The organism is Burkholderia sp. AU6039, assembly GCF_002223365.1.
Lineage (GTDB): Bacteria > Pseudomonadota > Gammaproteobacteria > Burkholderiales > Burkholderiaceae > Burkholderia.
Map to the genome: position 1 here is coordinate 423,861 of NZ_NKFK01000004.1, position 17,070 is coordinate 440,930.

Below are 17,070 nucleotides of genomic sequence, written 5' to 3' on the forward strand. Positions count from 1 at the left end.
GCCGCGCGCGGCGGCCTACTGCGCGCTCCACTGGAAGGCGGCTTTCGCGCCGCCCTTCGCGCCGACCGTGACGGCGCGGGATTCCTCGTTGCCCTGATACGACGCCTGCACCGTATAGCGGCCCGGCGGCACCTTCACGAGCATGTACGGCCCACGCGCGTCGGTCTTCAGCACTTCGGTACCCTTGCCGTCGACGATCCGCACATGGACGTCGGCCAGGAACTCACCGCCCTTGCCGGTGAACCGCAGCGCCATCGGCCAACTCGGCTCGCTGCGCTGGAACGCCGTCGATTCGTCCAGCCCGACGCCGCCGGACACGAAGGTGACGTCGCCCTGCTGGCGCGCGGCGGGCAAGCCGTCCGACTGCGCGTACGCGCCGGTCGCTCCGGCTGCGAGGCCGGCGGCCAGCGCCGCGGCGACGGCAAATCGGGACACGTTGCGTAGATATTGCATGGCTCTCTCCTTGGGGTCGGAACACATACAGGGCGCCGCGTCACACCTTCAGAACGGCGGCGGCGCCCGCCGCGGCCGGCCTGGCCGGCCGTCGGCCGTGGCCGGTCAGCTCAGGTCGACCGGCACGAAGATCTGTGCATTATCGCGCTGGATCAGCAGAGCAAGACTGTTGCCCGCTCCCTTGACCGCGTCGCGCAACTGCTCGGGGCTCGTGACCGGGCGGCCATTGACCGCGAGGATCACGTCGCCGGGCTGGATGCCCGCGTTGGCGGCCGGCCCGCCGGCCTGCTGCACGATCAGGCCATGCGACAGGTTGGCGGCACTGCGCTCCTGCGGCGACAGCGGACGCACCGCGACGCCCAGGCGCCCCTGCTCGACCGGCCCGCCGTCGTTCGACGCGAGCTTCGCGTCGGCCATCGCGCCGAGCGTCACGCTGATCGACTTCTTCGACTTGTCGCGCCAGATCTGCAGGTCGGCCTTCGAACCCGGCTTCAGGTTCGCGATCTGCGCGGGCAGCGACGTCGAATCGGCGACCGGCGAGCCGTTGACCGCCAGGATCACGTCACCCGGCTGCAGGCCGGCCTTCGCGGCCGGGCCGTTGGCATCGACCGAGCTGACGAGCGCACCGTCCGGCTTCTGCAGTCCGAACGAGCTCGCGAGCGTCTGGTTCAGCCCCTGCACGGCGACGCCGAGGCGGCCGCGGCTCACGTGGCCCGTCTTCACGAGCTCGTCCTTCACCTTGATCGCCTCGTTGATCGGGATCGCGAACGACAGGCCCTGGAAGCCGCCCGTCTGCGAGTAGATCATCGAGTTGATGCCGATCACCTCGCCCTGCAGGTTGAATAGCGGGCCGCCCGAGTTGCCGGGGTTCACCGGCACGTCGGTCTGGATGAACGGCGTGTAGTTCTCGTCCGGCAGCGCGCGCGACTTCGCGCTGATGATGCCCGACGTGACCGTGTTGTCGAAGCCGTACGGCGAACCGATCGCGACGACCCACTGGCCGACCTTGCTCTGCGCCGGGTCGCCGATCTTCACGGTCGGCAGGCCGCTCGCGTCGATCTTCAGCACCGCGACGTCCGACTGCTTGTCGGAGCCGACGACCTTCGCCTTGTATTCGCGCTTGTCGGTCAGCTTGACCGTGACGACGTTCGCGCCGTCGATCACGTGCGCATTGGTGAGGATGTACCCGTCGGAGCTGATGACGAACCCGGAACCAAGGCTCGCGCTCGGCTGATCGTCCGGCTGCGCGTCGCCGCCCATGCCCGGCACCTGGCCGTAGAAGTGCTTGAAGAACTGGTAGAACGGATCGCTCGGATCGATCGGCAGCTGCGGCTGCGGCACGCGCCGCGACACCTGCTTCACGACGTGCTTCGCGCTGATGTTCACGACCGCCGGGCCGTAGGTCTCGACGAGCCCGGAGAAATCGGGGATGCCGGTCTTCGCGGCCGCTTCGGCCGGCATCAATGCGGCGGCCTGCGCGGGCGTGATGATCTGCGGATCGGCGCGGCGGGTGCCGGCGACATAACCGGCGGACAGGGCGGCCGCCACGGCGACCGCGACGGCGCCGCGCGCAAGGAATCGGGTGTTCATCGTAGGACCTCCTCTTTGTTAGGACGCAGCGTAACGACCCTGACTTAAAGGAGGCTTAATCAGCCTTAAGCGGGGCTTAAGCGGCCGCCGGCGCCCGCGCGGGGGCGTGCTTCACACGGATTCGGACGGCTGCGGCGCCTCGGCCGGCATCTCGGCATCGCGGAACACGACGCTGACGAGCAGGCCGCCCGCGGCCGCGTCGCCGAGCGACACCGTCGCGCCCTGCTGCGCGGCCACGCGCTTGACGATCGCGAGCCCGAGCCCGCTGCCCGACACGTCGGTGCGCGCCCGCGCGGAGCTGTCGCGGTAGAAGCGGTCGAACACGCGTTCGCGCTCGTCGGCCGGAATGCCGGGCCCGCTGTCGCCGATCTGCACGCACGCGCGGCCGGCCGCGTCGCGGGTCAGCGATACGTCGATGCGGCCGCCGTCCGGCGTGTACTTCACCGCGTTGTCGAGCAGGTTGCCGAACATCACGCGCAGCGCGCCGACGTCCGCGACCACGCTCGCCGCGCGCGTCTCCTCGAAGCCGAGATCGATGTCGTGCCGTTGCGCGAGCGGCGCAAGCGCGGCCACGCATTCGGCGAGCAGCGCCTGCAGGTCGACCGGCTCGCGCATCGTCGCGCCATCCGGTTCGGCGCGGGCGAGCGCGAGCAGTTGCTCGGTGAGGCGCGTCGCACGCGACACGCCATCCTGGAGATCGGCGATCGCCTCGCGGCGCGACGCGTCGTCCTTCGCACGGGCGACGAGCTGCGCCTGGATCTGCACGGCCGCGAGCGGCGTGCGCAGTTCGTGCGCGGCATCGGCCACGAAGGCCTTCTGCGTGTCGAGCGCGGCCGCCAGCCGCGCGAGCAGGCCGTTCAGCGCGCGGACGAGCGGCTGCACCTCGAGCGGCAGGCGCGCATCGGGCAGCGCGTCGAGCGCTTCCGGCCGGCGCGCCTCGACCGCGCGCGTCACGCGGCCGAGCGGCGCGAGCCCGCGTCCGACGATCACCCACACGGCCGCGCCGAGGAACGGCAACAGCACGATCAGCGGCCACAGCGTGCGCAGCGCGACGTTCGCCGCGAGCCGGTTGCGCACCGACAGCGGCTGCGCGAGCTGCACGACGTTGTCGCCGACGATCGCGCCGTACACGCGCCATTCGCCGCGATCGGTGCGTTCGGTCGAGAAGCCGAGCTCCGCGCGCGGCGCGATCGGCGCACGCGGATGCGAGAAGTACATCAGCACGCCGTTGCGGTTCCAGATCTGGATCACGATGCCTTCGTCGCCGTTGGTGCGCGAACCGAACACCTGCGAGAACGGCTCGGACGGCAAGGCCGCGGCGATTTCCTGCAATTGGTAGTCGAACAGTTCGTTCGCTTCGGCGAGCGCCTGCCGGTAGATGAGCCAGCCCGCGAGGCCCACGCCCGCGACGACGATCGCGAGCAGCCAGATCAGCAATTGATGACGAATCGACCTCACGCGTCAGCTTTCCTTGACGACCATGTAGCCGAGCCCGCGCACGTTGCGGATCAGGTCCGAGCCGAGCTTCTTGCGCAGCGCGTGGATGTAGACCTCGACCGTGTTGCTGCCGATCTCCTCGCCCCAGCCGTACATCTTCTCCTCGAGCTGGCTCTTCGACAGCACCGCACCGGGCCGCGCGAGCAGCGCCTCGAGCAGCGCGAACTCGCGCGCGGACAGCGCGACGGGCGCGCCGTCGAGCGTCACCTGGTGCGAAGCGGGATCGAGCGTCAGCGCGCCGTGGCGGATCAGCGATTCGCTGCGCCCGGCCTGGCGGCGGATCAGCGCGCGCATCCGCGCGCCCAGCTCATCGAGGTCGAACGGCTTGACGAGGTAATCGTCGGCGCCCGCGTCGAGCCCCTTCACGCGATCGGCCACCGCGTCGCGCGCGGTGACGATCAGCACCGGCAGCGCCAGCCCGCGTGCGCGCAGCGTGCGCAGCACGTCGATGCCGTCGCGCTTCGGCAGGCCGAGATCGAGCAGCAGCAGGTCGTACGTCTCGCCGCCGAGCGCCGTCAGCGCGGCGTCGCCGTCCTGCACCCAGTCGACCGCAAAGCCGTCCGAGCGCAGCGCCTTGCGCACGCCTTCGGCAATCATTCGATCATCTTCGACAAGCAGAATCCGCATCGGGACAGGCATCCATGGGGCGAGTCAAACACGCCGACCATTGTAGCGCCGCGAACCGGGCGCGCGGCACCGTGCAATGCAACAGAAAGGCGGATTGCAAGGGGGCTGTCCGGACTTGTCTCTACAATGTGCGCTTTGGCGCCGCGCGCGCCCTGCCCGAACGTCGTGCTTCCCCCCGTATTCGCTCATGCCGATTTCCGATCTTTCCACCCGGTTCGCCCCCCGTGCCCGCGTCTGCCTGAAGGCAGCCGCCATCGTCGCCACCTGCACGGCCCTCGCCTTCGCGCCGCCCGCGCAGGCCCGCAAGAAATCCCACAAGGAAGCACGCAAGACGGCCGTCGTGTCGCCTGCCGCACGCGCGGCCGGCCTGCCGGCGTCGGTGCTCGTCGCGCTGCAGCGCGCGAAGGTGCCGGCGTCGGCGATGAGCGTCGTCGTCGAGCGCGTCGGCGATCCGGAGCCGCTGATCGCGTGGAATGCGAGCCGGCCGATGATGCCGGCCTCGACGATGAAGCTCGTGACGACCTTCTCGGGCCTGTCGATCCTCGGCCCCGACTACCGCTGGCGCACGACTGCCTACACGGACGGCACGATCGACCCGGACGGCACGCTGCAGGGCAACCTGTACATCAGGGGCACCGGCGATCCGAAGCTCGTGCCCGAAGAGCTGATCGATCTCGTCGACAAGCTCCGCAAGGCCGGCGTCAAGCGCGTGGCCGGCGGCCTCGTGCTCGACAAGAGCTACTTCGCGACCTCGACGCGCGATCTCCCTTCGTTCGACGACGACGCGAGCGCGCCGTACAACGTCGGCCCCGATCCGCTGCTGTACGCATTCAAGGCCGTGTCGTTCACGGTCACGCCGGGCGACGACGGCAAGGTGGCCGTCGACGTGCTGCCGCCGCTCGCGGACCTGTCGATCGACAACCAGCTGGTCGAAGGCACGGGCTCGTGCAGCGCGGCCGCCGCGGCCGCGCGCCCGACGCTGACGGCCGGCGGCGGGATCATGACCGCGTCGTTCGCGGGCGACTACCCGCTGCGCTGCGGTGCGCACACGACCAACCTCGCGATCCTCGATCACACGACGTTCTTCGCGCGCGGCTTCCTCGCGCTGTGGCAGCAGGACGGCGGCACGATCGCCGGGCCCGTGAGCGAGGGCAAGGTGCCGACCGCCGCGCGGCCCCTCGCCGTGCATCACAGCCCGGTGCTCGGCAGCATCGTCTACGACATCAACAAGTTCAGCAACAACGTGATGGCGCGCAACCTGTTCCTGACGATCGGCGCGGTCAGCGGCAAGCCGCCCGCGACGCCCGAGCAGTCGAGCCGCGTGATCCAGGCGTTCCTGCAGAAGAACGGCATCGCGATGCCCGACCTCGTGCTCGAGAACGGCTCGGGCCTGTCGCGCGAAGAACATGTGAGCGCGCTGTCGCTCGCCGCGCTGCTGCAGGCCGCGAACGCGAGCCCGGTCGCGCAGGCGTTCGTCGATTCGCTGCCGATCGCCGGCATCGACGGCACGATGAAGAACCGCCTCACCAACGCCGGCGTGCTCGGCAACGCGCACATCAAGACCGGCACGCTGCGCGACGTGCGCGCGATCGCCGGCTACGTCGCCGGTGCGGACGGCCAGAGCTACATCGTCGTGAGCTTCATCAACAACGATCACGCGGAAGCCGCACGCGCCGCGCACGACTCGCTGCTCGAGTGGATCTACGCCGGCGCGCACTGACGTTGCCGCACGCCGCGACATACGGCGCGCCGGTGGCCTGCTGCCGGCGCGCGTCGGCCCGCCTCGGCATCGGGGCGGCACCGCGCAGCGGGTCGCCCTGACGCGCCGCCGGAGCCGCCTGCCAGCGCCTGCGCACACCCAATCCCGCCCTCTCCGGTTTGAAACACCGGCCGCCACCCGCGCACGACATACCGCGCGCCACCCACGTCCGCAAAACAGGGCCACACCGCCCGCCCCCGTGCCGCGCGGCTTCCGTAAAAACCCTGTCCTCAGAGGGAACCCTCTACGCTGCCCCCTCGCCTAGCGCCTGGCGATTGCGTAGGCTGTTGGCCTGACCGATATCTACAACGGGCCACACGCCCGGCCTCAAGGCTTGCAGGGGAAAGAAGGAGACACGCCCATGCGATTCGACGTCGAATTGCTTCTGCTCGCGCTGGCGCCCGTCTTCCTGCTCTGCATCGCGTGGGAGGCCTGGCACCTCGCCCGCACCCGTGCGCACGACGCTGTCTATGCGTGGCGCGACACGCTGTGCAACGCGGCGCTCGCGCTGATGCACCAGGGCGCCGACAAGGTCGCATGGCTGTTCGTGATCCCCGTCTATGCGTACTGCTACCAGCACTATCGCCTGTTCACGTGGCATGACGGCTGGCTGTCGTTCGCGGTGCTGTTCGTCGCGCAGGATTTCCTCTACTACGTCTTTCATCGCGCGAGCCATCGCGTGCGCTGGCTGTGGGCCGCGCACGTCGTGCACCACTCGTCCGAGCGGATGAATTTCTCGACCGCGTTCCGCCAGAGCCTGATGTACCCGGTCGCGGGGATGTGGGTGTTCTGGCTGCCGCTCGCGTTCGCCGGTTTTCCGCCGCAACAGGTCGTCGGCATCGTGCTGATCAACCTCGCGTTCCAGTTCTTCGTGCATACGCAGGCGATCGGCAAGCTCGGCTGGCTCGAATACGTGCTGAACACGCCGTCGATCCACCGCGCGCACCATGCGCGCAACCCGCGCTACATCGACCGCAATTACGCAGGCGTCCTGGTGATCTGGGATCGCCTGTTCGGCAGCTATGTCGAGGAAGCGCCCGACGATCCGCCGCAGTACGGGATCGTCGAGCGGCTCGGCTCGAACAACCCGCTCGTCGCGACGTTCCACGAGTGGGTGTCGATGGCCGGCGACGCGTTGCGCGTCGCCGGCTGGCGCAACAAGCTGCGCGCGATTTTCGGCCCGCCCGAATGGGCGAGCGCTTATCATGCGCAGATTGCCGAGGCCGCGAACCCCGATCCGCGCACCGTGCCGCTTGCGGCCGCGCGAGACCAATAAACCGTTTCAGCCAACGGCCGCCGCGCAGCCCGGAACCGAGCAGGCACGCGGCAGATGAGAAACACATCAGGCCATATCTACGAGGAGATCGAACGATGCAGACACAACAACACGCACCCGCCCGCACCCGTCAGCGCATGCTGCGCACCGCGCAACTCGCGATCGCCGGCGCCGCGCTCGCGCTGCTCGCCGCGTGCGGCGGCGGTGGTGACGACAACAACAACAGCGCATCGAACACGCCGCCGTCGGGCGTGAAAATGCAGGTCGTGTCGTTCGGCGACAGCCTGTCCGACGCGGGCACCTACTCGCAGATCAAGCTCGGCTTCGGCGGCGGCCGCTTCACGACCAACCCGGGCCAGGTGTGGACGCAGAACGTCGCGCAGTACTACGGCGACACGCTGCAGCCCGCGAACCAGGGCGGTTTCGGAATTCCGCTGCAGGCCACCGGCGGTCTCGGCTACGCACAGGGCGGCTCGCGCGTGACGCAGCAGCCGGGCATCGGCCACGCGGACGCCAGCGTGCCGAACCCCGATTACGCACAAGCGACCACGACGCCGATCGCCGACCAGGTCAAGCAATACGTGTCGCAGCACGGCAGCTTCAACGCCGGCCAGATCGTGCTGCTGAACGGCGGCGCGAACGACATCTTCTACCAGGTCGCGGCGCTGCAGGCCGGCGCGATCACGCCGACGCAGCTGCAGCAGAACATCGGCGCCGCCGCGCAACAGCTCGCGGGCATCGTGCAACAGATCGTCGCCGCCGGCGCGACGCACGTGTTCGTGTCGAACGTGCCGGATATCGGCGGCACGCCGCTCGCGCTCCAGAGCGGCTCGCAGACGACCCTCACGCAACTGTCGATGCTGTTCAACGGCACGCTCGCCGCGACGCTGCAGGCACTCAAGGTCGACACGACCAAGTACGTGCTGCTGGACACGTTCACGTGGCAGGACGGCATCCTCGCGAACTACAAGGCGAACGGCTTCGCCGTGTCGAACACCGACACCGCCTGTAACCTGAAGGCGATGGTCCAGGCCGCCACGCAGTATGGCGTCGCGAACGCAACCGCATTCGGCTCGTCGCTGTTCTGCTCGCCGCAGACCTACACGGTCGCGAACGCGGATCAAACCTACATGTTCGCCGACACGGTCCACCCGACGACGCGCCTGCATGCGCTGTTCGCGCAGTTCGCGCAGTCGAAGATCGCGGCCTCGGGCGTCGGCAAGTAAGCCGCCGGCCACGCGCCCAAACGAAAACGCCCGACCGGTTTGCCGGTCGGGCGTTTTTCATTCGTGAACCGCGACGGGTATCAGTCGCGCGCTTCGAACGCGGCGGCCGCGCGGCCGAGGCGATCGTTGACCGCGATCCATTCGACGGTCTCGGGCAACTTCTCGACGAGAATCCGCGCCACCTGCGCGCGGTCGAGCGCACGCAGCATCCCGTACAGGTCGCGCGCATACGCCTGTGGATCTTCCGGCGCCGCGACGAAATGCACGCCCTCGGCCTGCGCCCAGCGTCCCGCGCGCGATGCGCGTGCGACGAGCGCGACACGCTCGCCGTCGGTCTGCGCGGCCGCGAGCAGCGGCTCGAGCGCGTCGAACGGCAGCAGCGCGAGCGGCGTGCGCGGCGCGTAGTGCGCCTTCAGCGTGCCCGACGCGCGCGGCGCGGTCGCGTCGCTGCCGTCCGGCAGTTGCGGTGCGCGGCCGAGCACGGCGGCGATCTGCTGCGGCGTCACGTGGCCCGGGCGCAGCAGCGCCGGGAAGCCGCGCGACAGGTCCAGAATCGTCGATTCGATCCCGACTTCCGATGCGCCGCCGTCGAGCACGTGCACGGTGTCGCCGAATTCGTCGCGTACGTGCTGCGCGGTGGTCGGGCTCACATGGCCGAACCGGTTCGCGGACGGCGCAGCCACGCCGCCATGCCCGCCGCGCCGCGCGCTGAACGCGGCCAGCAGCGCCTGTGCGACCGGATGCGACGGGCAGCGCAGCCCGACCGAATCCTGGCCGCCGCTCACGGCGTCCGGGATGCGCGCGTGGCGCTTCAGGATCAGCGTCAGCGGGCCCGGCCAGAACGCATCGATCAACGCCTGCGCGTCGGCCGGCAGATCGTCGGCCCAGTAGCCGGGATCGCCGCCCGGCGGCAGATGCACGATCACCGGATGATTCGCGGGCCGCCCCTTCGCCGCGTAGATGCGCGCGACGGCCTCGGGATTCGCCGCATCGCCGCCGAGCCCGTAGACGGTTTCGGTCGGAAACGCGACGAGCTGGCCCGCGTCGAGCAACGCGGCGGCCGCGTCGATCTGAGCAGCCGTCACGGCGTTCGGGAGATCGATGGACATCGGCTGGCGTCTCAGTCGAGCGGCACGCGCAGCAGCTGCGCGCACGCGGTGGCCGCGGCAACGGCTTCGTCGCGCGTTTCGGCCGTGAAGTTCACGTGGCCCATCTTGCGGCCGACGCGCGCGTCTTCCTTGCCGTACAGGTGCAGGTGCGCGGTCGGCATCGCCGCGACCGTGTCCCACGGCGGCGTGACGGCATCGGCCGCCGCACCTACGCCGGCCGCACCGTTCGGGAACCACACGTCGCCGAGGATGTTCAGCATCGCGGCCGGCGAATGCTGGCGCGGGTTGCCGAGCGGCATCCGCGTCATCGCACGCACCTGCTGCTCGAACTGGCTCGTGGCGCACGCATCGACCGTGTAATGGCCGGAATTGTGCGGGCGCGGCGCCATCTCGTTCGCGACGAACGAACCGTCTTCCAGCACGAAGAATTCGACGCACAGCACGCCGACGTAGCCGAGCGTATCGGCAATCCGCACGGCGGCCTGCTGCGCCTCTTCGACACGCGCGGCATCGGCGGCCGGCGCGGGCACGACGGTCAGCGCGAGGATGCCGTTGTGGTGCACGTTCTGCGCGAGCGGGAACGCGGCCGAGCGGCCGTCCGCGCCGCGCGCGATCAGCGCCGACACTTCGTATTTCAGCGGCAGGCGCTTTTCGAGCACGCACGGCACGCCGTTCAGCGCCGCATGCGCGTCGCGCACTTCCTGCGCGGTGCTCACCCGCACCTGGCCCTTGCCGTCGTAGCCGAGGCGCGCCGTCTTCAGGATGCCCGGCAGCACCGCGTCGAGCGCGGCATCGTCGAGCGCGGCGAGCGCCGCCGACGATTCGATCACGACGTGCGGCGCGACGGGCACGCCCGACGCTTCGATGAAGCGCTTCTCCGCGATCCGGTCCTGCGCGACCGCGACGCAGCGGCCGGCCGGTGCGACGAACGTCGTGCGCGCGAGGAAATCGAGGCTCGCGGCCGGCACGTTCTCGAATTCCGTCGATACCGCGTCGCACAGGTCGGCCAGTTCGGCGAGCGCGGCTTCGTCGTCATAGGCCGCGCGCAGGTGGCGGTCGGCGACCGCGCCGGCGGGGCTCGTCGGATCGGGATCGAGCACGGCGACGCGATAGCCCATCGACTGGGCGGCAAAGCAGAACATGCGGCCGAGCTGGCCACCGCCGACCATGCCAAGCCACGCGCCGGGCAGGATCGGGGAAACGGAATCAGGAGTTGCGGTCATGTCAGTGGTCGGTCGCGGCGGGCGCTGCCCGCCGCAAGTGGGGAGGTCAGGCAGCCGCTCGAATCGCAGGGCGGCCGCCGGTGCGCCGTCATTCCAGCGGCGGCAGCACCATTGCGTGCGCGGCTTCGTTCTGGCGCACGCGGAACGCGGCGAGGCGGTTCGCATAGTCGACCGAGTTACCGGACAGGATCGACACCGCGAACAGCGCGGCGTTCGCAGCACCGGCCTCGCCGATCGCGAACGTCGCGACGGGCACGCCCTTCGGCATCTGCACGATCGAGTGCAGCGAATCGACACCCTTCAGGTACTTGCTCGCGACCGGCACGCCGAGCACCGGCACCGTGGTTTTCGCGGCCAGCATGCCGGGCAGGTGCGCGGCGCCGCCGGCGCCCGCGATGATCGCGCGCAGCCCGCGCTCGCGCGCCTTCTCCGCATAGTCGAACATCTCGTCGGGCATCCGGTGCGCGGATACGACCTTCGCTTCGTACGGCACGCCGAATTCCTGCAGGATGGCGACCGCGTGCTTCATCACGTCCCAGTCGGAACTCGAACCCATCAGCACGCCGACGAGCGGTGCGCTGTGCGTGTGGGCGGTCTGGACTTCACTCATTTCGTGCGTTCCCTCTGGTCAGGCGAGCGACTGGCCCGTGATGCGCTCGAGCGCTTCCTGGTACTTCGCGGCCGTCTTCTCGACGACGTCGGCCGGCAGCGCCGGCGCCGGCGCCGTCTTGCCCCACGGCTGCGCCTCGAGCCAGTCGCGCACGAACTGCTTGTCGAACGACGGCGGGTTCGTGCCGACTTCGTACTGGTCGGCCGGCCAGAAGCGCGACGAATCGGCGGTCAGCACTTCGTCCATCAGGTACAGCTTGCCGTGGTTGTCGAGGCCGAATTCGAACTTCGTGTCGGCGATGATGATGCCGCGCGTGGCCGCGTAGTCGGCCGCTTCCTTGTACAGCTTGATCGAGATGTCGCGGATCGTCGCGGCCAGCTCGGTGCCGATGCGGCGCTCGGTTTCCTCGAACGTGATGTTCTCGTCGTGCTCGCCCATCTCGGCCTTCGCGGCAGGCGTGAAGATCGGCTCGGGCAGCTTCTGCGCGTTCTGCAGGCCTTCCGGCAACTGCACGCCGCACACGGCGCCCGACGCCTGGTATTCCTTCCAGCCGCTGCCGGCCAGGTAGCCGCGCACGACTGCTTCGATCATGATCGGCTCGAGGCGCTTGACGACCACGCCGCGGCCCTTCACCTGCTCGACCTCGTCGGCCGCGACAACCGCTTCCGGCGCGTCGCCCGTCAGGTGGTTCGGCACGATGTGCGCGAGCTTGTCGAACCAGAAGTTCGCCATCTGGTTCAGCACGCGACCCTTGTTCGGAATCGGCTCGCCCATCACCACGTCGAATGCCGACAGACGATCGGTCGTGACGATCAGGAGCTTGTCGTTGCCGACCGCGTAGTTATCGCGGACCTTGCCGCGACCGAGGAGCGGCAGCGAGCGGAGCGTGGATTCGTAGAGGGTAGACATCGTCTTTTCGCAGATAAGGAGCCAAACAAAAAGGGAAACGCCGTTCCCCGCGGCAGGCGGGAACGGCGGTCTTGCAATACGTCGGCGAACCGCCGGGCGACGGCGCCCGGGCGGTTGCCGGCCGGCCCTCGTTCGGCCGGACGGAGCGGCTGCGGGGCCGGATCAGATCCGGCCGGACAGCCTTGCCGTTGCCCACATCGGGCGCGGCAATCGTACTACAGTCTCAGCGCACGACCTGTGCGAGCGCGCCGGACTTGTACTGCTCGGCGATCTTGTCGAGGGCCACCGGCTTGATCTTGCCGGCCTGCCCTTCGCAACCGAACGCGAGGTAACGGTCGACACAGACCTGCTTCGCCGCTTCGCGCGCGGGCTTCAGGTAGTCGCGCGGATCGAACTTGCCCGGGTTCTCGAACAGGTAGCGGCGGATCGCACCGGTGATCGCCAGACGCAGGTCGGTGTCGATGTTGATCTTGCGCACGCCGTGCTTGATGCCTTCCTGGATTTCCTCGACCGGCACGCCGTAGGTTTCCTTCATGTCGCCGCCGAATTCGCGGATCTCGGCCAGCAGTTCCTGCGGCACCGACGACGAACCGTGCATCACCAGGTGGGTGTTCGGGATGCGCGCGTGGATTTCCTTGATGCGCTGGATCGACAGGATGTCGCCCGTCGGCTTCTTCGAGAACTTGTACGCGCCGTGCGACGTGCCGATCGCGATCGCGAGTGCATCGCACTGCGTGAGCTTCACGAAGTCGGCAGCCTGCTCCGGATCGGTCAGCAGCTGCTCGCGGGTCATCGTGCCTTCCGCGCCGTGGCCGTCTTCCTTGTCGCCCTTCATCGTCTCGAGCGAGCCGAGCACGCCGAGTTCGGCTTCGACCGTCACGCCGATCGAGTGCGCCATCTCCACGACCTTGCGCGACACGTCGACGTTGTACTCGTACGATGCGACCGTCTTGCCGTCGGCTTCCAGCGAACCGTCCATCATCACGCTGGTGAAGCCGCTGCGGATCGCGGCCATGCAGACTGCCGGCGACTGGCCGTGATCCTGGTGCATCACGACCGGGATGTGCGGGTACGACTCGACCGCTGCTTCGATCAGGTGGCGCAGGAACGGCTCGCCCGCGTACTTACGCGCGCCGGCCGATGCCTGCATGATCACGGGCGCGCCGACCTGGTCCGCCGCCGCCATGATCGCCTGGACCTGTTCCAGGTTGTTCACGTTGAAGGCCGGCAGGCCGTAACCGTGTTCTGCCGCGTGGTCCAGCAATTGACGCATTGATACGAGAGGCATTGTGGAACTCCATGGAATGAAAACCGGTGCGCCCTGACGCCGGCGCGGCGCTCGCTCCCGGTCGAACCCGGGGTGGCGCGGCGCGGCTGAGCGTCGAATAGCCGCATTTTATCGCGAAGCGCCTCCGATTCCGACCGCCCGGTGGCGCCGACTCGCAATTTGTTACGTTCGCACGGCACAATGCGGGCAAAAATGAGAAAAAAAGCCGCGCGGGGCTTCGGACCCCACGCGGCTTTCGCGCGAAAAACGGTGCCGGATCGATTTTTCAGCCGACCCGGGCGGCCGGCCGGCAGGCCGGCCCGAGGTTCAGCAGGCGCTCAATAGTGCTCGCCGACCCGCACGATCTTCAGCGTGTTGGTGCCGCCCGCCTGCCCCATCGGCTCGCCGACGGTCAGCACGACCATGTCGCCGTGCTGCACGTAGCCCTGCTTGACGACGATTTCGAGCGCCGCCTGCAGCGCCGAGTCGCGGTCGCTGTTGAAGTCGACGTGCAGCGGCGTCACGTTGCGGTACAGCGCCATCGTGCGCTCGCTGCCGACGCGCGGCGTCAGCGCGAAGATCGGCACGTGCGTGTAGTGACGCGACATCCACAGCGCGGTCGCGCCCGATTCGGTCAGCGCGATGATCGCCTTCGCCCCCAGGTGGTACGCGGTGAACAGCGCGCCCATCGCGATCGACTGGTCGATCCGCGTGAATGTGCGGTCGAGGAAATCCTTGTCCAGCTCGACTTCTTCCGACTTTTCCGCCTCGACGCACACGGCCGCCATCGTCTCGATCGTGACGACCGGATACTTGCCGGCGGCCGTCTCGGCCGACAGCATCACCGCGTCGGTGCCGTCGAGCACCGCGTTCGCGACGTCCGACACTTCCGCGCGGGTCGGCACCGGCGCGTGGATCATCGATTCCATCATCTGCGTCGCGGTGATCACGAGCTTGTTCGACTCGCGCGCCATCCGGATCATCCGCTTCTGCAGCGCCGGCACGGCCGCGTTGCCCACTTCCACCGCGAGGTCGCCGCGCGCGACCATGATGCCGTCGGACGCGTCGAGAATGCTTTGCAGCGCCGGAATCGCTTCCGCGCGCTCGATCTTCGCGATCATCTTCGGCTTGATGCCGTACGGCGCGCCCGCGATGTTCGCGAGCTGGCGCGCCATTTCCATGTCGGTCGCGTTCTTCGGGAACGACACCGCCACCAGGTCCGCGCCGAGCGACATCGCGGTGCGGATGTCTTCCATGTCCTTCGCGGTCAGCGCGGGCGCCGACAGCCCGCCGCCCTGGCGGTTGATGCCCTTGTTGTTCGACAGCTCGCCGCCCACCTTGACGATCGTGTGGATCTCGTCGCCGAGCACGCGCTCGACGGTCAGCACGATCAGGCCATCGTTCAGCAGCAGCAGGTCGCCCGTGCGCAGGTCACGCGGCAGCTCCTTGTAGTCGAGCCCGACGCGCTCGTCGTTGCCCAGCTCGCAGCCCGCGTCGAGGATGAAGGCCTGGCCCGGCTCGAGCGTCGTCTTGCCGTTCTCGAACTTGCCGACGCGGATCTTCGGGCCCTGGAGGTCGGCCATGATCGCGATCTCGCGGCCGACCTTGCGGGCGGCCTCGCGCACCATCTCGGCGCGCTGGCGGTGATCGTCGGCCGTGCCGTGCGAAAAATTGAGCCGCACGACGTCGAGGCCCGCCTGCATCATCTGCAGCAGAATCTCCGGCGAACTGGAAGCCGGGCCGATCGTGGCGACTATCTTGGTGGCGCGCTGCATGAAACTCCTCATCTGGATCAAGGTGGATGCGCTGGGTGAAACGCTGCGAGAGCCGGAAGCGGCAGGCCCAGCGGCCGCCGCTCCGGGGGGCGTGCCGGTGCTTGCGCCCGGCATCGCTTTGTTCTGAATCTCGTGGTGCTGCTCGGCCGCGTCGCCGGCGGCCGCCGGTGCGCGCGGGGCGGTGTTCGCCCGCGCGGGCGCGCGTTTGCGCTTGCCCGCGCCGGCCGTCGGCTCCGCTTTCGCGGAGCGCGCGGCCTTCGTCACCCCTGCGCGCGCCGCCACGCTCAGGCCGCCCGCGTTTCCAGCACTTCCACCGCCGGCAGCTTCTTCCCCTCGAGGAACTCGAGGAAGGCGCCGCCGCCCGTCGAGATGTAGCTGACCTGGTCATGGATGCCGTACTTCGCGATGGCCGCGAGCGTGTCGCCGCCGCCCGCGATCGAGAACGCGGACGATTTGGCGATCGCTTCGGCGAGCGTCTTGGTGCCGTTGCCGAACTGGTCGAACTCGAACACGCCGACCGGGCCGTTCCACACGATCGTGCCGGCCTTCTCGAGCTGGCTCGCGAGCGCCTTGGCGGTATCCGGGCCGATGTCGAGGATCATGTCGTCCGCTTCGATGTCGGCGACCTGCTTCACCGTGGCCGCGGCCGTCGGCGAGAATTCCTTGGCCGTCACGACGTCGGTCGGGATCGGCACCGATGCGCCGCGCTCGCGCGCTTCGTCGATGATCGCCTTCGCCTCGTTGACGAGGTCGGCTTCCGCGAGCGACTTGCCGATCGACAGGCCGGCCGCGAGCATGAACGTGTTGGCGATGCCGCCGCCGACGATCAGCTGGTCGACCTTGCCGGCCAGCGACTTCAGGATCGTGAGCTTGGTCGACACCTTCGAGCCGGCGACGATCGCCACCAGCGGGCGGGCCGGGTTGCCGAGCGCCTTGCCGAGCGCATCGAGTTCGGCGGCCAGCAGCGGGCCCGCGCACGCGACCGGCGCGTACTTCGCGATCCCGTGGGTGGTCGCTTCCGCGCGGTGCGCGGTGCCGAACGCGTCGTTCACGTACACGTCGCAGAGCTTCGCCATCTTCTGCGCGAGCTCGTCCGAATTCTTCTTCTCGCCCTTGTTCACGCGGCAGTTCTCGAGCAGCACCACCTGGCCCGGCGCGACGTTCACGCCGTTCTCGACCCAGTTCGACACGAGCGGCACGTCACGGCCGAGCAACTCGGCGAGGCGCTTCGCGACCGGCGCGAGCGAATCTTCCGGCTTGAATTCGCCTTCGGTCGGGCGGCCGAGGTGCGACGTGACCATCACGGCAGCGCCGGCGTCGAGCGCGGCCTGGATGGCCGGCACGGACGCGCGCACGCGCGTGTCTTCGGTGATGTTGCCCTGGTCGTCCTGCGGGACGTTCAGGTCGGCACGGATGAATACCCGCTTGCCGGCGAGCTGGCCGGCGGCGATCAGGTCGGTAAGACGCTTGACTTGGCTCATGTTGGACAAATTGAAGTAGTGGATGGGGAAAGGGGGTTCACGCTGGACGTGCGCGGGCTGCCGCGAAAGGGCGCCGGATGCGGCCGTGGCTGGCGGTTCGCATGACGCGCACGGGTAAAAAATCTCGAACGGGCATTCTAGCCGATCCACCCGGCAGACTGACCCGCGGGCGGCGAATTCCGCCTATTTGGGATCGCACGCGGGAACGGACCCATTGCCGCAACGCAGCAATGCACGCGCGCAAGCGGCCGGTTACCCGGCGGGCCTG

At 69.0% G+C, this 17,070-nt stretch carries 15 protein-coding genes; 4 read left to right on the top strand and 11 right to left on the bottom strand.

Features of this window, described 5'->3' with window-relative positions; all coding sequences use genetic code 11:
* Nucleotides 1–15: 15 nt before the first annotated feature.
* The 4 genes from CFB39_RS14635 to CFB39_RS14650 form a co-directional block, all read right to left on the bottom strand.
* Nucleotides 16–453 carry a carboxypeptidase-like regulatory domain-containing protein gene (locus CFB39_RS14635; RefSeq protein WP_089473480.1) on the bottom strand — a complete coding sequence of 146 codons (438 nt, stop codon included), beginning with the start codon at nt 451–453 and terminating at the stop codon, nt 16–18.
* Between the two features lie 105 nt (nt 454–558).
* The gene (locus CFB39_RS14640; protein WP_089426229.1) at nt 559–2,043 is read right to left on the bottom strand and encodes a DegQ family serine endoprotease; all 1,485 of its coding nucleotides are present in this window, start codon (nt 2,041–2,043) and stop codon (nt 559–561) included.
* Nucleotides 2,044–2,154: 111 nt separating this feature from the next.
* Nucleotides 2,155–3,501 carry an ATP-binding protein gene (locus tag CFB39_RS14645; protein ID WP_089431641.1) on the bottom strand — a complete coding sequence of 449 codons (1,347 nt, stop codon included), beginning with the start codon at nt 3,499–3,501 and terminating at the stop codon, nt 2,155–2,157.
* 3 nt (nt 3,502–3,504) lie between these two features.
* Nucleotides 3,505–4,167 (bottom strand): response regulator, encoded by a 663-nt coding sequence (locus CFB39_RS14650; protein ID WP_021164091.1) that lies wholly within the window; start codon nt 4,165–4,167, stop codon nt 3,505–3,507.
* Between the two features lie 187 nt (nt 4,168–4,354).
* Here CFB39_RS14650 and dacB point away from each other — a divergent pair, with 187 nt between their 5' ends.
* The 3 genes from dacB (at nt 4,355) to CFB39_RS14665 (ending at nt 8,428) form a co-directional block, all read left to right on the top strand.
* On the top strand, nt 4,355–5,887 hold the full coding sequence (gene dacB / locus CFB39_RS14655) for a D-alanyl-D-alanine carboxypeptidase/D-alanyl-D-alanine-endopeptidase (protein ID WP_089473481.1): 1,533 nt from the start codon (nt 4,355–4,357) through the stop codon (nt 5,885–5,887).
* 400 nt (nt 5,888–6,287) lie between these two features.
* Nucleotides 6,288–7,202, top strand: a complete 915-nt coding sequence (locus CFB39_RS14660) for a sterol desaturase family protein (RefSeq protein WP_089473482.1) — start codon at nt 6,288–6,290, stop codon at nt 7,200–7,202.
* 95 nt (nt 7,203–7,297) lie between these two features.
* Nucleotides 7,298–8,428, top strand: a complete 1,131-nt coding sequence (locus CFB39_RS14665; RefSeq protein ID WP_089473483.1) for an SGNH/GDSL hydrolase family protein — start codon at nt 7,298–7,300, stop codon at nt 8,426–8,428.
* A gap of 80 nt (nt 8,429–8,508) precedes the next feature.
* On the opposite strand, the gene CFB39_RS14670 is transcribed toward CFB39_RS14665, so the two are convergent.
* The 6 genes from CFB39_RS14670 to pyk all read right to left on the bottom strand — a co-directional run bounded on the left by CFB39_RS14670 (nt 8,509) and on the right by pyk (nt 15,321).
* Nucleotides 8,509–9,537, bottom strand: coding sequence for an L-threonylcarbamoyladenylate synthase (locus CFB39_RS14670; RefSeq protein ID WP_089473484.1), 1,029 nt, complete (start codon nt 9,535–9,537; stop codon nt 8,509–8,511).
* An 11-nt stretch (nt 9,538–9,548) separates the two neighbouring features.
* On the bottom strand, nt 9,549–10,760 hold the full coding sequence (locus tag CFB39_RS14675) for a 5-(carboxyamino)imidazole ribonucleotide synthase (RefSeq protein WP_089473485.1): 1,212 nt from the start codon (nt 10,758–10,760) through the stop codon (nt 9,549–9,551).
* An 88-nt stretch (nt 10,761–10,848) separates the two neighbouring features.
* The gene (gene purE / locus CFB39_RS14680) at nt 10,849–11,370 is read right to left on the bottom strand and encodes a 5-(carboxyamino)imidazole ribonucleotide mutase (RefSeq protein WP_039360624.1); all 522 of its coding nucleotides are present in this window, start codon (nt 11,368–11,370) and stop codon (nt 10,849–10,851) included.
* An 18-nt stretch (nt 11,371–11,388) separates the two neighbouring features.
* A complete protein-coding gene (locus tag CFB39_RS14685) occupies nt 11,389–12,279 on the bottom strand; it encodes a phosphoribosylaminoimidazolesuccinocarboxamide synthase (protein WP_039360621.1) in 891 nt (296 codons plus the stop codon).
* Nucleotides 12,280–12,502: 223 nt separating this feature from the next.
* A complete protein-coding gene (gene fba, locus CFB39_RS14690; protein ID WP_034189083.1) occupies nt 12,503–13,567 on the bottom strand; it encodes a class II fructose-bisphosphate aldolase in 1,065 nt (354 codons plus the stop codon).
* A gap of 317 nt (nt 13,568–13,884) precedes the next feature.
* On the bottom strand, nt 13,885–15,321 hold the full coding sequence (pyk, locus tag CFB39_RS14695) for a pyruvate kinase (RefSeq protein ID WP_039360687.1): 1,437 nt from the start codon (nt 15,319–15,321) through the stop codon (nt 13,885–13,887).
* Between pyk and CFB39_RS40825 the strand changes: the two genes are divergently transcribed.
* Complete coding sequence (locus CFB39_RS40825; RefSeq protein ID WP_256093618.1) at nt 15,320–15,448, top strand: hypothetical protein; 129 nt, start codon at nt 15,320–15,322, stop codon at nt 15,446–15,448. The two genes, pyk and CFB39_RS40825, sit on opposite strands and share 2 nt — an antisense overlap.
* A gap of 157 nt (nt 15,449–15,605) precedes the next feature.
* Here the strand turns inward: CFB39_RS40825 and CFB39_RS14700 are convergent, their stop codons facing one another.
* Complete coding sequence (locus CFB39_RS14700; protein ID WP_069257480.1) at nt 15,606–16,802, bottom strand: phosphoglycerate kinase; 1,197 nt, start codon at nt 16,800–16,802, stop codon at nt 15,606–15,608.
* Between the last annotated feature and the right edge of the window lie 268 nt (nt 16,803–17,070).